This window comes from Streptomyces sp. NPDC028910 (assembly GCF_055564955.1).
Genome location: NZ_JBVHVF010000019.1, coordinates 79,783 through 92,914, shown reverse-complemented (window position 1 = coordinate 92,914; position 13,132 = coordinate 79,783). Strand labels below are relative to the sequence as shown.

Sequence of the window (13,132 nt, the reverse complement as noted above, 5' to 3'; positions counted from 1 at the left end):
GGTCCTTCGGGATTCACCCCGCCCGTCCCTGCCTCGCAGGGGCGGGCGGTTCCGTTTCCGGGGCGGCCGGTACGCTCGCCTGGAGCGCCCAGATCCTCGTCCCACCGGAGGTGCACCGTGCCCGAGCTGCCCGAAGTCGAAGTCGTGCGACGGGGGCTGGAGCGCTGGGTGGCCGGGCGGACCGTCGAGGCCGTCGAGGTCCTGCACCCGCGGGCCGTACGGCGCCATCCGGGCGGCGGGGCCGACTTCGCGGCGCGGCTGCGCGGGGAGACGATCGGGGTGCCGCGCCGGCGCGGAAAGTACCTGTGGCTGCCGCTGGAGGGGCGGGACCTGTCCGTGCTCGGGCACCTCGGCATGAGCGGGCAGCTGCTCGTGCGGCCGCAGGACGCCCCCGACGAGAAGCACCTGCGGATCCGGGTGCGGTTCACTGATTCCGACAGCGGCTCCGCTGCGGGCGCCGCCGGGACGGAGCTGCGCTTCGTGGACCAGCGGACCTTCGGCGGCCTCTCGTTGCACGACGCTGTCGCCGACAGCGCGGAGGGGCTGCCCGACGTCATCGCGCACATCGCGCGGGACCCCTTGGACCCGCTGTTCGACGAGGTGGCGTACCACCTCGCACTGCGCGCCAAGCGGACCACGGTCAAGCGGGCGCTGCTGGACCAGTCCCTGATCAGTGGTGTGGGCAACATCTACGCGGACGAGGCGCTGTGGCGCGCGAAGCTGCACTACGAGCGCCCCACCGCCCATCTCACGCGCCCCCGGAGCGCGGAACTCCTCGGCCATGTCCGGGACGTCTTGAACGCCGCCCTCGCCGTCGGAGGCACCAGCTTCGACAGCCTGTACGTCAACGTGAACGGGGAGTCGGGATACTTCGACCGCTCGCTCGACGCCTACGGGCGCGAGGACGAGCCCTGCCGGCGCTGCGGTACGCCGATGCGCCGCCGCCCGTGGATGAACAGGTCGAGCTACTTCTGCCCGCGCTGTCAGCGACCGCCGCGCGTCCCGTCGTAGGACTCCCGGGCGCTCAGCACCGCGGGCATGTTCCCTTCCAGACAGTGGATGAGCGCGAGCAGCCGGTCCGCGACCTCGACGCCCAGCGGGGTCAGCTCGTAGTCGACGCGGGGCGGGTTCGTCGGCTGCGCCTCGCGGTTGACGATGCCGTCGCGCTCCAGCGCGTGCAGGGTCTGGGAGAGCATCTTCTCGCTCACGCCCTCCACCCGGCGGCGCAGTTCGTTGAAGCGGCACGGGCCTTCGCGCAGGGCGCCCACGGTGAGACTGCCCCAGCGGCCGGTGACGTGTTCCAGCGTCTCCCGGGACGGGCAGGCGCGCGCGAACACATCGAACGGTGCCTCGGGCGCGGCGGCTTCGGTGCGGGCTGCGGTCTCCATGGGGAAAGCGTACTCCCGTGCAGCGCTAACCGGCAGGTTGCGCTTTCGAAAAGTTAGTGCTTTTCTCTTTCTCGTCGCACCACGCCCCGTGCTGCGGCGAGAGCCTTTTCCGAGGGAGAGATCAGCCTTGTCCGGTATCACGCACGCCCCCGTCGTCTCGATCGCCTACCACTCCGGCTACGGCCACACCGCCGTTGTCGCCGAGGCCGTCCGCAACGGCGCGGTGGACGCCGGGGCGACCGTCCACCTGATCAAGGTCGATGAGATCGACGAGGCGCAGTGGGAACTGCTCGACGCGTCCGACGCGATCGTCTTCGGCTCCCCGACCTACATGGGCACCGCCTCCGGTGCCTTCCACGCCTTCGCCGAGGCCACCTCGAAGCGCTGGTTCGGCGACGTCTGGCAGGACAAGGTGGCCGCCGGCTTCACGAACTCCGGGTCCAAGAGCGGCGACAAACTGCACACCCTGCAGTACTTCCAGACGCTGGCCGCGCAGCACGGCATGAGCTGGATCAACCTGGGTCTGAAGCCGGGCTGGAACTCCAGCACGGGCTCCGAGAACGACCTCAACCGCCTCGGGTTCTTCTCCGGCGCCGCCGCCCAGTCCAACTCGGACGAGGGTGCGGACGCCGTCCACAAGGCCGACATCGCGACCGCCGAGCACCTGGGCCGCCGTGTCGCCGAGCAGACGCGCGTCGTCGTCGCGGGACGTGCGGCCCTGGCCGCCGCGGCCGTCTGAGCCGCCGCTTCCACGTGGGTGGCGGCGGTCCTAGAAGCCGAAGTCCTGGGTCCACCAGGGGCCGCCGGCGGCGAAGTGGGCGCCGACGCCGAGGGTGCGGAACTCGCAGTTGAGGATGTTCGCCTTGTGGCCCGGGCTGTTCATCCAGGCCTTCATCACGGCCTCGGCGTCGCCCTGGCCGCGGGCTATGTTCTCGCCGCCGAGGCCCGAGATGCCTGCCTGGGTGGCGCGGTCCCAGGGGGAGTCCCCGTCGGGGTCGTTGTGGCTGAAGAAGCCGCGGGTGGCCATGTCCTTGCTGAAGGCTCCGGCCAGCGCCGCGAGCGGCGGATTGGCCCGGACCGGACGGCACCCGGCCTGCGCGCGCTCCTGGTTCACCAGGGCGACCACGGCGGCCTCCTCCGCGGAGTGGCCGTCCGTGACCGGCGGAGCCGCGGGGGCGACCGGCTTCGGCGGGGCCGGCTTCGAGGGGGCCGGGGCCGGGTTCGTCCGCGGGGCCTTGGTGGAGGGGGCGGGCTTGGCCGGTGGCGCGGCACTCGGGGAGGCGCTGGGCGAGGGGGACGCGGAGGCGCTCGGCGAGGGGGACGCGGAGGGCGTCGGCGAGGCCGACGGGGAGGGGGAGGCCGACGGGCTCGCGGACGCGGCGCCCTCGCCGGTACCCGAGGAGGCGCGGCCGGACAGGCTGGCGAGGCCGTCCCGCCGCGGCAGCGTGTCGTCGGGGCCGGACGGGACCTTGGCCTTGGCCGCCGTCGGGGCGGCGGTATCCGTACCGCTGACACCCACATAGGGGAAGGAGCCGCCGACCGGCACCATGCCGGTGGTGACGGCTGCCGTGCCGAGGGCCACGGCCACCGAGACGCCCAGCAGGCCGTTACGCAGGGCGGTGCCGCGCTTGCCGCCGCGGCGCGGCGCGGCTTGGAGTCGGTGGCGTCCCATCGGTGGCTTGCCTTCCTTGCCGGATCAAGATCGTCCTTTACGCACCCAAATGGGTGAGCTCATTGGTGCGCGACTGTACGCCATGGGGCCAGGGGGGCGATGTGCCCCGAAAGTGTTTGCCCGGTTAGCGTTCACGCATGAATGAAGAGGTCCGTCTGACCGCCTGGGTGCGCGGCCGTGTGCAGGGAGTGGGGTTCCGCTGGTTCACCAGGGAGAACGCCCTGGAGATCGGCGGGGTCGTCGGCTTCGCGCTCAACCTCGACGACGGGCGAGTACAGGTGGTGGCCGAAGGTCAACGTGAGAATTGCCACCGGCTGCTCGACTGGCTGCGCTCCTGCGACACGCCCGGCCGGGTGGACGGGGTGACAGAGATCTGGGGGACACCGCGCGGTGGCTACGACGGGTTCGGGATGCGGTGACCGATCGACTGATCATGCACTCATCACACACCCGACCGTCCGCACATGGTCGGAACTGCGCATTCTCCGCCGAGACGTTGCCGACGGGCGTGATTCGTGGAAGGCTCGGAGATGAGGATGATCTCCACGCCCGTTGCGAGGGCCGGGGTGCCCGCCGATACGGGGCGTGATCGTGTTGACCGTCAAACTTTTTGGTGAGACGCTGGAAGCCCCGCGCACCTGAGCTGTTTGGCAGTGTTGGCAGTAGTAAGCGCAGTGACTGTCAGTCGCTGCCGGACATCCGCGGGTGCGATTCCCTCACGACCCACACCGCTTCGGTCGGTCACTCAGTGTGGAGGACCATCCATCATGGCAAAGGCGCTTCTCGGTTACGTCGGCGGTTCCGATCCGCGACTCCTCGCCGAGATGCGACGGCTTCAGCAGCGCGTCCAGGACCTCGAGTCCGAGCTCGTACGGATTCAGTCTGAAAATGACGCGCTGAACGCGGCCGCCGCTCAGCACGGAGACTCGCTGCTGGACCGCATCGACATCGACGTACCCCAGGCGGAGCCTGCGCTCACCTGATCCGCGCTCACCTCGTCGCTCGAATCCAGCCCCGAATGATTTGCAAGGGACGCCCCGGCGTCCCTTCTTTCTTTGCTGCGCCACAGGCCACAGGGCCAGGTGGGGGGCATGATTCCTTGACGTCAGTTGTGCCCTGCACCTTCATGGGTGAAACCGAACGTGAAAGGTAGAGTCCGGCGGCGTGCACCTCAAGTCCCTGACCCTGCGTGGCTTCAAATCGTTTGCTTCCGCCACCACCCTGCGCTTCGAACCCGGCATCACGTGTGTCGTGGGTCCGAACGGCTCGGGCAAGTCCAACGTGGTGGACGCGCTGTCCTGGGTCATGGGGGAACAGGGCGCCAAGTCCCTGCGCGGCGGGAAGATGGAGGACGTCATCTTCGCCGGCACCACCGGGCGTCCGCCGCTCGGGCGCGCCGAGGTGTCGCTGACGATCGACAACTCCGACGGCGCGCTGCCCATCGACTACGCCGAAGTCACCATCACCCGGATCATGTTCCGCGGCGGCAGCAGCGAGTACCAGATCAACGGTGACACCTGCCGCCTGCTGGACATCCAGGAGCTGCTCTCCGACTCCGGCATCGGCCGCGAGATGCACGTCATCGTCGGACAGGGCCAGCTGGACTCCGTACTGCACGCCGATCCCATGGGGCGCCGCGCCTTCATCGAGGAGGCGGCCGGCGTACTGAAGCACCGCAAGCGGAAAGAGAAGGCGCTGCGGAAGCTGGACGCGATGCAGGCCAATCTCGCGCGCGTGCAGGACCTCAACGACGAGCTGCGACGCCAGCTCAAGCCCCTGGGACGGCAGGCGGCCGTCGCGCGGCGGGCGGCCGTGATCCAGGCGGACCTGCGCGACGCGCGGCTGCGGCTGCTCGCCGACGACCTGGTCACGCTGCGGCGGGCGCTCGACGCGGAGATCGCGGACGAGGCGGCGCTGAAGGAGCGCAAGGAGGCCGCCGAGGCCCAGCTCGCGGACGCGCTGCGGCGCGAGGCGGAGCTGGAGGAGGCGGTACGGGAGCTCGCGCCGAGGCTGCAGCGGGCACAGCAGACCTGGTACGAGCTGTCGCAGCTCGCCGAACGGGTACGGGGGACCGCCTCCCTGGCGGACGCACGGGTCAAGAGCGCGACGGCCCCGGCGGAGGAGGAGCGGCGCGGTCGCGACCCGGAGGAGATGGAGAGGGAGGCCGCGAGGATCCGCGAGCAGGAGGCGGAACTGACGGCGGCCCTGGAGGCGGCCTCGCGGGCGCTGGAGGACACGGCCGAGCACCGGGCGGAGCTGGAGCGCGCGCTGGCCGAGGAGGAACGGCGGCTGCGGGACGCGGCGCGGGCCATCGCCGACCGCCGGGAGGGGCTGGCCCGGCTGACCGGGCGGCTCGGCGCGGCCCGCTCCCGGGCGGGGGCGGCCCAGGCCGAGATCGACCGGCTCGTCGCGGCGCGGGACGAGGCGGAGTCCCGGGCCGCTGCCGCGCAGGCGGAGTACGAGGCCCTCGCCGAGGAGGTCGGCGGGCTCGACGACCCGTCGGTGGACGCGGACCACGAGGCCGCGCGGGCGGAGCTGAAGGCGGCGGAGGCGGGGTTGTCCGCGGCGCGGGACGCCCTGGCCGGGGCGGAGCGTTCGAGGGCGGCGGTGTCGGCGCGGCGGGACGCGCTGGCGCTGGGGCTGCGCCGCAAGGACGGTACGGGGGCGCTGCTCGCGGCGCGCGAGCGGCTGGCCGGGCTGCTGGGGCCGGCGGCGGAGCGGCTGTCGGTGACCCCGGGGTACGAGGCCGCCGTGGCCGCCGCGCTGGGCTCGGCGGCGGACGCGCTGGCGGTGGCCTCCCCGGGAGCGGCGGCCGAGGCGATCCGCCACCTCCGCGACGCGGACGCCGGCCGCGCCACGCTCCTGATCACCCCGACGACACCGGCCCTCCCGGGCCAGGGCCCGGGCCCCGACCCGGGCCCCGGTGCGCCTTCCCGAAACCGGGCTCTGCCCGGACCCGCGCCTCAAGGGCACGATCCAGCCCCGCCGGCGTTTGAGGCGCGGGGTCTGGGGCGGAGCCCCAGCAGCGGACCCGTGGGCGGACCCGTGGGCGGACCCGCAGGCGAAGCCGCCACCGGGCTTGCCACAGGCGTGCCCACAGGCGTGCCCGCAGGCGTGCCCGCAGGCGTGCCCGCAGGCGTGCCCGCCGGGGGGCTCGTCGGCGGGGACCCCGAAGTGCGGCGGGCCGTGGGGTGGGTGCTGCGGGACCACTTCGTGGTCGGGACCCTCGACGAGGCCGAGGCGCTCGTCGCGCAGCGGCCCGACGCGGTGGCCGTGACCCTTGAGGGGGACGTGCTCGGGGCGCACCTCGCGCACGGCGGCTCCGCTGGGGCGCCCAGCCTGATCGAGGTGCAGGCCGCCGTCGACGAGGCAGCGGCGGAGCTGGCCCGGCTGGGCGTGCGGTGCGGGGAGCTGGGCGAGGCACAGGCGACCGCCCAGGCCCGTCGGCAGGACGCGGCTGCCCTGGTCGAGGAGCTCGCCGAGCGGCGGCGCGCCGCGGAGCAGGCCCGGGCCGGGGTCGCGCAGCAGCTCGGGCGGCTCGCCGGGCAGGCGAAGGGGGCCGCCGGCGAAGCCGAGCGGTGCGCCGCCGCCGCAGCCAAGGCCCAGGACGCGCTGGAGCGGGCGCTGGCCGAGGTGGAGGAGTGCGCGGAGAGGCTCGCGACCGCCGAGGAGATGCCGGTGGAGGACGAGCCGGACAGCTCCCGGCGGGACCGGCTCGCGGCCGACGGGGCCAACGCCCGGCAGACCGAGATGGAGGCCCGGCTGCAGCTCAGGACCCATGAGGAGCGGGTCAAGGCACTGGCCGGACGGGCGGACTCCCTGGACCGCGCGGCCAGGGCGGAACGCGAGGCCCGGGCCCGCGCCGAGCGGCGCCGGGCGCGGCTGCGGCACGAGGCGGAGGTGGCCCGGGCCGTGGCCGACGGGTCACGACAGCTCCTCGCGCACGTGGAGGTCTCGCTCCGCAGGGCCGACGAGGAGCGCGTGGCGGCCGAACAGGTCAAGGGCCTGCGCGAGCGGGAGCTCGGCGAGGCGAGGAACCGCGGGCGCGACCTGAAGGGGGAGCTCGACAAGCTCACCGACTCCGTCCACCGCGGCGAGGTCCTCGGCGCCGAGCAGCGGCTGCGCATCGAGGCACTGGAGGCCAAGGCGCTGGAGGAGTTCGGCATGGAGGCCGCCGGGCTCGTCGCCGAGTACGGCCCCGACCAGCCGGTTCCCCCGTCCCCGCCCGCCGAGGGCGAGACGCTGCCCGAGGACCCGGAGCACCCGCGCAACCGGCCGGGCCCCTTCGTCCGGGCCCGGCAGGAGAAGCGGCTCAAGGCGGCGGAACGCGCCTACCAGCAGCTCGGCAAGGTCAACCCGCTCGCGCTGGAGGAGTTCGCGGCGCTGGAGGAGCGCCACCAGTTCCTCAGCGAGCAGCTCGAGGATCTCCGTAAGACCCGTGCCGATCTCCTTCAAGTGGTGAAGGAGGTCGACGAGCGCGTCGAGCAGGTCTTCACCGAGGCGTACCGGGACACGGCCAGGGAGTTCGAGGGGGTGTTCTCGCGGCTGTTCCCCGGCGGCGAGGGCCGGCTGATCCTGACCGATCCCGACAACATGCTCGCCACGGGCGTCGACGTCGAGGCCCGCCCGCCGGGCAAGAAGGTCAAGCGGCTGTCGCTGCTGTCCGGCGGCGAGCGCTCGCTGACCGCCGTGGCCCTGCTGGTGTCCATCTTCAAGGCGCGCCCCAGCCCCTTCTACGTGATGGACGAGGTCGAGGCCGCGCTCGACGACACCAACCTGCAGCGGCTGATCCGGATCATGGAGGAGCTCCAGGAGAGCTCGCAGCTGATCGTCATCACGCACCAGAAGCGGACGATGGAGGTCGCCGACGCGCTCTACGGCGTCTCGATGCAGGGGGACGGGGTCTCCAAGGTCATCAGTCAGCGGCTCCGCTGACCCGCCCCACCCGACCGACCCGACCGGCCATCCCTCGCTTCAAGAGGTGAAATCACTACCTCCAGTCCTGGCGCTCGTGCACTTCACCCCCGCGTATTGACTTCAGGAAATGAACGCATAGGCTCGCTCCGCTGTCTCCCGCCTTCGGGTGGTGCCCGATCTTGAACTGTGCGCCACTGTAAGGACGGACAAACCCCCACGGAGCACACCTTGACCAGCAGCACAGCGAAGGCCGCCGCGGCAGCCCACGGCCGGGCGGCCCACCCCGACCACCTCGGCCACGTCATCTTCATCACCGCGGCCGCGGCGATGGGCGGCTTCCTCTTCGGATACGACAGCTCCGTGATCAACGGCGCCGTCGTGGCCATCCGCGACCGGTTCGAGATCGGTTCCGCGGCACTCGCCCAGGTGATCGCGGCCGCGCTGATCGGCTGCGCGTTCGGCGCGGCCACCGCCGGCCGCCTAGCCGACCGGATCGGCCGCATCCGCTGCATGCAGATCGCGGCCCTCCTGTTCACCGCGAGCGCCATCGGCTCGGCCCTCCCCTTCGCCCTCTGGGATCTGGCCATGTGGCGGGTCATCGGCGGCTTCGGCATCGGCATGGCCTCCGTCATCGGCCCCGCCTACATCGCCGAGGTGTCCCCGGCCGCCTACCGCGGCCGCCTCGCCTCCTTCCAGCAGGCCGCCATCGTCATCGGCATCGCCATCTCCCAGCTCGTCAACTGGGGCATCCTGAACCTCGCCGACGGCGACCAGCGCGGCAAGCTCGCCGGCCTGGAGGCCTGGCAGTGGATGCTCGGCGTCATGGTCGTCCCCGCCGCGCTCTACGGGCTGATGTCCTTCGTCATCCCGGAGTCCCCGCGCTTCCTGATCTCCGTAGGCCGCACCGAGCAGGCCAAGCAGGTGCTGCGCGACGTGGAGGGTTCGGCGGTCGACCTCGACGCGCGCGTCGCCGAGATCGACCTGGCCATGCGCTCCGAGCACAAGTCCACCTTCCGGGACCTGCTCGGCGGCCGCTTCGGCCTGCTGCCCATCGTCTGGATCGGCATCGGCCTCTCGCTCTTCCAGCAGCTCGTCGGCATCAACGTGATCTTCTACTACAGCTCCTCGCTGTGGCAGTCCGTCGGCATCGACCCGACCAGCTCGTTCCTGTACTCCTTCACCACGTCGATCATCAACATCGTCGGAACGGTGATCGCGATGATCTTCGTCGACCGGATCGGCCGCAAGCCGCTCGCGCTCATCGGCTCGGTCGGCATGGCGCTCTCCCTGGGCCTCTGCGCCTGGGCGTTCTCCTACAAGGAGGACATCGCCGGCACCATCTCGATGCCCAGCGCCCAGGGCACGGTGGCGCTGATCGCCGCACACGCCTTCGTGCTCTTCTTCGCCCTGTCCTGGGGCGTGGTGGTCTGGGTGCTGCTCGGCGAGATGTTCCCCAACCGCATCCGGGCCGCCGCCCTCGGTCTCGCCGCCGCGGCCCAGTGGGTCGCCAACTGGGTCATCACCGTCTCGTTCCCGACGCTCTCGGACTGGAACCTGTCCGGCGCGTACGTGATCTACACGGGCTTCGCCCTGCTCTCGGTCCCGTTCATCCTCAAGTGGGTGCCGGAGACCAAGGGCAAGGCGCTGGAGGAGATGGGGTAACCACCCCCGCCAACACCCCTCTCCTCGATACTGCCCCGGCTCAGTCCCTGAGCCGGGGCAGTACCTGTTCGCACAGCAGGTGCAGGCTGCGCCAGCCCTCGTCCAGCGGCATCCCGCCGCACAGCGGGTGCAGGACCAGGTTCCCCGCCTCGCCCGCGCCCCGGCCGTACGCGACCGCCTCGTCCGGGGTGAGGATCCGGTACACGCCCTCCGCGCGCAGCTCCGCCACCGAGCGCGCGGCCGACCGTACGGCGCTGCGGATGTCCTTGGACTGCCAGGAGGCGTACATGCCCGCCTCGTGCAGGAAGCGCTCACCGTGCTCGGCCCAGACCCGGTCCGGGTCCTCCGCGATGTGCAGCAGCGGGGTCTCGGCCGCCGGCATCATGCAGAAGCCCTCCGTGCCGTACTCCGCGAGCCGCGCCTGGTAGTACGCCTCCAGCTCCGGCAGGTGCGCGCTGGGGAAGAAGGGCAGCCCGAGCCGGGCCGCGCGGCGGGCCGCCGCCTCGGAGCTGCCGCCGACCAGGAGCAGCGGGTGCGGCCGGGTGAACGGCGTCGGGGTGACCCGTACCGTGCGGCCGCGGAACTCGAAGGGCTCGCCGGTCCACGCCTTCAGCAGGGTCTCCAGCAGCTCGTCCTGGAGCCGGCCGCGCCGGCCCCACTCCACGCCGTGCTGCTCGTACTCCTCGGGCCGGTAGCCGATGCCCGCGACGGTGACCAGGCGGCCACCGCTCAGCAGGTCGAGGACGGCGATGTCCTCGGCCACCTTCAGCGGGTCGTACAGCGGGCCGATGATCGCCGAGACGGTGACGGCGATCCGGCGGGTGGCGCCGAAGACCGCGCCCGCGAAGGCGAAGGGGGAGGGCAGCCAGTTGTTGCCGGTGCCGTGGTGCTCCTCGGTCTGGATGGTGTCGATGCCGCGGTCGTCCGCGTACCGGGCCATCTCCAGTGCCGCCTTGTAGCGGGCGGAGAGGGACTCGGGGGTGCCGTTCGGGTCGACGAGATTGAACCGGGCCACGGTGATGGGCATGGAGGAGTCCCCCTTCGCCGGATGTGGGTGGGCGGGCGAAGGGGGACGTTAGCTGACGTAGCGTCAGTTGGACAGGGATCCGGCGGGCGAGGACGCGGGCTGCCCGGCCGCCGCGGGGGCCGGCTCCACGGGCGCCGTGCGCGGCAGTGCGGCGTACGGCAGCGGGAGGCCGCGATACGACCGCTCGGCCGAGCCCGCTCCGCCATGCTCGCGCGCCATGGTGATCAGCTCGTGCTCGGTGGCGCAGACCGCCGCTCGGCCGCCTTGCGGAGACTTACGTCCTGGTGTGAACGTCCAAGGTCCGAGGTCCGGGCCGGCCGTGGCCGATACTGGGGGGGTTATGGACATCCTCATCCTTGCTGTAGTCATCGCCCTGGTCGCGGTCGGCGTGATCAGCGGGCTCGTGGTCAGCAGCCGCAAGAAGAAGCAGCTGCCGCCCCGGGCGCCGTCGAGTACGCCGACCATCACTGCCCCGCCTGCCGAACCGCAGGTGGGGGAGGACGCCGTAGAGACGGCGGAAGAGCCGCGCCGCACGATCGAGGAGGTCGTGCTCCCGGAGGCCACGGCGCCCGTCGAGGCGCCGGCCGCCGAGACGCCCGTCGTGGACGCGGTCCCGGCCGCGCCCGCGATCGAGGTGCCCGAGCCCACCGCCGGCCGCCTGGTCCGGCTGCGCGCCCGCCTCGCCCGGTCGCAGAACTCCCTCGGCAAGGGGCTGCTCACGCTGCTCTCCCGGGAGCACCTCGACGAGGACACCTGGGAGGAGGTCGAGGAGACCCTCCTCGTCGCCGACGTCGGTGTCGTGCCGACCCAGGAGCTCGTCGACCGGCTCCGCGAGCGGGTCAAGGTGCTCGGCACCCGCACCCCGGCGGACCTGCGCGCCCTGCTCAAGGAGGAGCTGCTGACCCTGCTCGGCGACTTCGACCGCACGGTGAAGACCGAGAGCGGCGAGGACACCCCGGGCGTGATCATGGTCGTCGGCGTCAACGGCACCGGCAAGACCACCACCACCGGCAAGCTCGCCCGGGTGCTCGTGGCCGACGGCCGCAGCGTGGTGCTCGGCGCGGCCGACACCTTCCGCGCCGCCGCCGCCGACCAGCTCCAGACCTGGGGCGAGCGCGTCGGCGCCCGTACCGTGCGCGGCCCCGAGGGCGGCGACCCGGCCTCGATCGCCTACGACGCGGTCAAGGAGGGCATCGTCGAGGGCGCCGACGTGGTGCTCATCGACACCGCCGGCCGCCTGCACACCAAGACCGGCCTCATGGACGAGCTCGGCAAGGTCAAGCGCGTCGTGGAGAAGCACGGCCCGCTGGACGAGATCCTGCTGGTCCTCGACGCCACCACCGGGCAGAACGGCCTGACCCAGGCCCGCGTCTTCGCGGAGGTCGTGGACATCACCGGCATCGTGCTGACCAAGCTCGACGGCACGGCCAAGGGCGGCATCGTCGTCGCCGTCCAGCGCGAACTGGGCGTCCCGGTCAAGCTCGTCGGCCTCGGCGAGGGTCCGGACGACCTGGCTCCCTTCGAGCCGGAGGCGTTCGTGGACGCCCTGATCGGCGACTGAGCGCAGCTTCTCCGCACGCCAGTGCCCCCGCGTTCCGACCGGAACGCGGGGGCACTGTTCATATCGGCCCTTCTCCTCTTCTCGCGCCGGACCCCCTGCACAGCTGTCGCCGGGCCGCCTACCGCCGGAAGCGGTGGCAGAGGTAGGCGAGGGTGCCCAGCAGCAGCCGGGCCTGCGGCGGGCCCCCGGCGGAGTCGAACGCGGGCGGCCGCAGCCAGCCCACCTGGCCGAGCCCGGCCCGGTCGGAGGGCGGGGCCGTGACGAAGGCCCCCTCGCCCAGGGCCCGCAGGTCGAGGTCGGCGTCGTCCCAGCCCAGCCGGTACAGCAGCTGCGGCAGCTCGGCCGCCGCGCCCGGCGCCACGAAGAACTGCGCCCGGCCGTCCGCGGTGACGATGACCGGGCCGAGCGGCAGGCCCATCCGCTCCAGCCGCACCAGCGCCCGCCGCCCGGCCTCCTCGGAGACCTCGATGACGTCGAAGGCGCGGCCCACGGGGAGCAGTACTGCGGCGCCCGGGTACTCGCCCCAGGCCTCGGTGACCTCGTCCAGCGTGGCCCCTGCCGGGACCGTGGGGGCGAGGGGCAGGGGGTGCGCCCCCGGCGAGGTGCACTTCGTGTCCCCGCACGAGCAGTCGCGGGCGGGCGCCGCGGCGCGGGCGCCGGGCACCACGTCCCAGCCCCACAGGCCGGTGTACTCCGCCACCGCCGTGCACTCCGAGGTCCGGCCACGGCGCCGGGTGCCGGAACGGAACTCCTTGGTGCTGCGGCTGCCGCCGATCGTGAAGCCCATGCCCATGCCCCCTCCAACGGGTCGGACGCTCCGGTGGTTACGAAGCCGGTGGTGACGGCGCCGGTCGTGACGGCGCCGGCGGATCCGCTGCCGGCGATCCGCCGCGGGGTGCCCTGCG

At 72.6% G+C, this 13,132-nt stretch carries 12 protein-coding genes; 7 read left to right on the top strand and 5 right to left on the bottom strand.

Annotation, left to right across the window (positions count from 1 at the left end; translation table 11 throughout):
* Positions 1-117: 117 nt before the first annotated feature.
* The gene (gene mutM / locus ACZ4TV_RS23005) at positions 118-1,011 is read left to right on the top strand and encodes a bifunctional DNA-formamidopyrimidine glycosylase/DNA-(apurinic or apyrimidinic site) lyase (RefSeq protein ID WP_468136617.1); all 894 of its coding nucleotides are present in this window, start codon (positions 118-120) and stop codon (positions 1,009-1,011) included.
* On the opposite strand, the gene ACZ4TV_RS23000 is transcribed toward mutM, so the two are convergent.
* On the bottom strand, positions 984-1,388 hold the full coding sequence (locus tag ACZ4TV_RS23000; RefSeq protein ID WP_468136616.1) for a winged helix-turn-helix transcriptional regulator: 405 nt from the start codon (positions 1,386-1,388) through the stop codon (positions 984-986). The two genes, mutM and ACZ4TV_RS23000, sit on opposite strands and share 28 nt — an antisense overlap.
* 127 nt (positions 1,389-1,515) lie before the next feature.
* Between ACZ4TV_RS23000 and ACZ4TV_RS22995 the strand changes: the two genes are divergently transcribed.
* Positions 1,516-2,127 carry a flavodoxin family protein gene (locus ACZ4TV_RS22995; RefSeq protein ID WP_468136615.1) on the top strand — a complete coding sequence of 204 codons (612 nt, stop codon included), beginning with the start codon at positions 1,516-1,518 and terminating at the stop codon, positions 2,125-2,127.
* A 30-nt stretch (positions 2,128-2,157) separates the two neighbouring features.
* Here the strand turns inward: ACZ4TV_RS22995 and ACZ4TV_RS22990 are convergent, their stop codons facing one another.
* The gene (locus tag ACZ4TV_RS22990; protein WP_468136614.1) at positions 2,158-3,060 is read right to left on the bottom strand and encodes a CAP domain-containing protein; all 903 of its coding nucleotides are present in this window, start codon (positions 3,058-3,060) and stop codon (positions 2,158-2,160) included.
* 137 nt (positions 3,061-3,197) lie between these two features.
* On the opposite strand from ACZ4TV_RS22990, the gene ACZ4TV_RS22985 reads away from it, so the two are divergent.
* The 4 genes from ACZ4TV_RS22985 to ACZ4TV_RS22970 all read left to right on the top strand — a co-directional run bounded on the left by ACZ4TV_RS22985 (position 3,198) and on the right by ACZ4TV_RS22970 (position 9,639).
* On the top strand, positions 3,198-3,479 hold the full coding sequence (locus ACZ4TV_RS22985) for an acylphosphatase (protein ID WP_468136613.1): 282 nt from the start codon (positions 3,198-3,200) through the stop codon (positions 3,477-3,479).
* Between the two features lie 348 nt (positions 3,480-3,827).
* Positions 3,828-4,043: a hypothetical protein gene (locus ACZ4TV_RS22980; RefSeq protein WP_030162422.1), complete on the top strand. Its 216-nt coding sequence runs from the start codon at positions 3,828-3,830 to the stop codon at positions 4,041-4,043.
* Between the two features lie 181 nt (positions 4,044-4,224).
* Positions 4,225-7,995, top strand: coding sequence for an AAA family ATPase (locus tag ACZ4TV_RS22975; RefSeq protein ID WP_468136612.1), 3,771 nt, complete (start codon positions 4,225-4,227; stop codon positions 7,993-7,995).
* Between the two features lie 210 nt (positions 7,996-8,205).
* A complete protein-coding gene (locus ACZ4TV_RS22970; protein WP_468136610.1) occupies positions 8,206-9,639 on the top strand; it encodes a sugar porter family MFS transporter in 1,434 nt (477 codons plus the stop codon).
* Positions 9,640-9,679: 40 nt separating this feature from the next.
* On the opposite strand, the gene ACZ4TV_RS22965 is transcribed toward ACZ4TV_RS22970, so the two are convergent.
* Together ACZ4TV_RS22965 and ACZ4TV_RS22960 are read right to left on the bottom strand one after the other, a co-directional pair.
* A complete protein-coding gene (locus ACZ4TV_RS22965; protein ID WP_468136608.1) occupies positions 9,680-10,666 on the bottom strand; it encodes an LLM class flavin-dependent oxidoreductase in 987 nt (328 codons plus the stop codon).
* 63 nt (positions 10,667-10,729) lie between these two features.
* Entirely contained in the window at positions 10,730-10,885 is a 156-nt protein-coding gene (locus tag ACZ4TV_RS22960) for a hypothetical protein (RefSeq protein WP_468136607.1), read from the bottom strand.
* Between the two features lie 121 nt (positions 10,886-11,006).
* Here ACZ4TV_RS22960 and ftsY point away from each other — a divergent pair, with 121 nt between their 5' ends.
* Entirely contained in the window at positions 11,007-12,227 is a 1,221-nt protein-coding gene (ftsY, locus tag ACZ4TV_RS22955; RefSeq protein ID WP_468136606.1) for a signal recognition particle-docking protein FtsY, read from the top strand.
* Between the two features lie 118 nt (positions 12,228-12,345).
* Here the strand turns inward: ftsY and ACZ4TV_RS22950 are convergent, their stop codons facing one another.
* On the bottom strand, positions 12,346-13,014 hold the full coding sequence (locus ACZ4TV_RS22950) for a bifunctional DNA primase/polymerase (protein ID WP_468136605.1): 669 nt from the start codon (positions 13,012-13,014) through the stop codon (positions 12,346-12,348).
* Between the last annotated feature and the right edge of the window lie 118 nt (positions 13,015-13,132).

What these genes read in the sequence shown, in the direction of transcription:
- ACZ4TV_RS23000 (WP_468136616.1), bottom strand. Translation starts at nt 1,388, where the DNA reads ATGGAGACCGCAGCCCGCACCGAAGCCGCCGCGCCCGAGGCACCGTTC.
- ACZ4TV_RS22990 (WP_468136614.1), bottom strand. Translation starts at nt 3,060, where the DNA reads ATGGGACGCCACCGACTCCAAGCCGCGCCGCGCCGCGGCGGCAAGCGC.
- ACZ4TV_RS22985 (WP_468136613.1), top strand. Translation starts at nt 3,198, where the DNA reads ATGAATGAAGAGGTCCGTCTGACCGCCTGGGTGCGCGGCCGTGTGCAG.
- ACZ4TV_RS22980 (WP_030162422.1), top strand. Translation starts at nt 3,828, where the DNA reads ATGGCAAAGGCGCTTCTCGGTTACGTCGGCGGTTCCGATCCGCGACTC.
- ACZ4TV_RS22965 (WP_468136608.1), bottom strand. Translation starts at nt 10,666, where the DNA reads ATGCCCATCACCGTGGCCCGGTTCAATCTCGTCGACCCGAACGGCACC.
- ACZ4TV_RS22960 (WP_468136607.1), bottom strand. Translation starts at nt 10,885, where the DNA reads ATGGCGCGCGAGCATGGCGGAGCGGGCTCGGCCGAGCGGTCGTATCGC.
- ftsY (WP_468136606.1), top strand. Translation starts at nt 11,007, where the DNA reads ATGGACATCCTCATCCTTGCTGTAGTCATCGCCCTGGTCGCGGTCGGC.
- ACZ4TV_RS22950 (WP_468136605.1), bottom strand. Translation starts at nt 13,014, where the DNA reads ATGGGCTTCACGATCGGCGGCAGCCGCAGCACCAAGGAGTTCCGTTCC.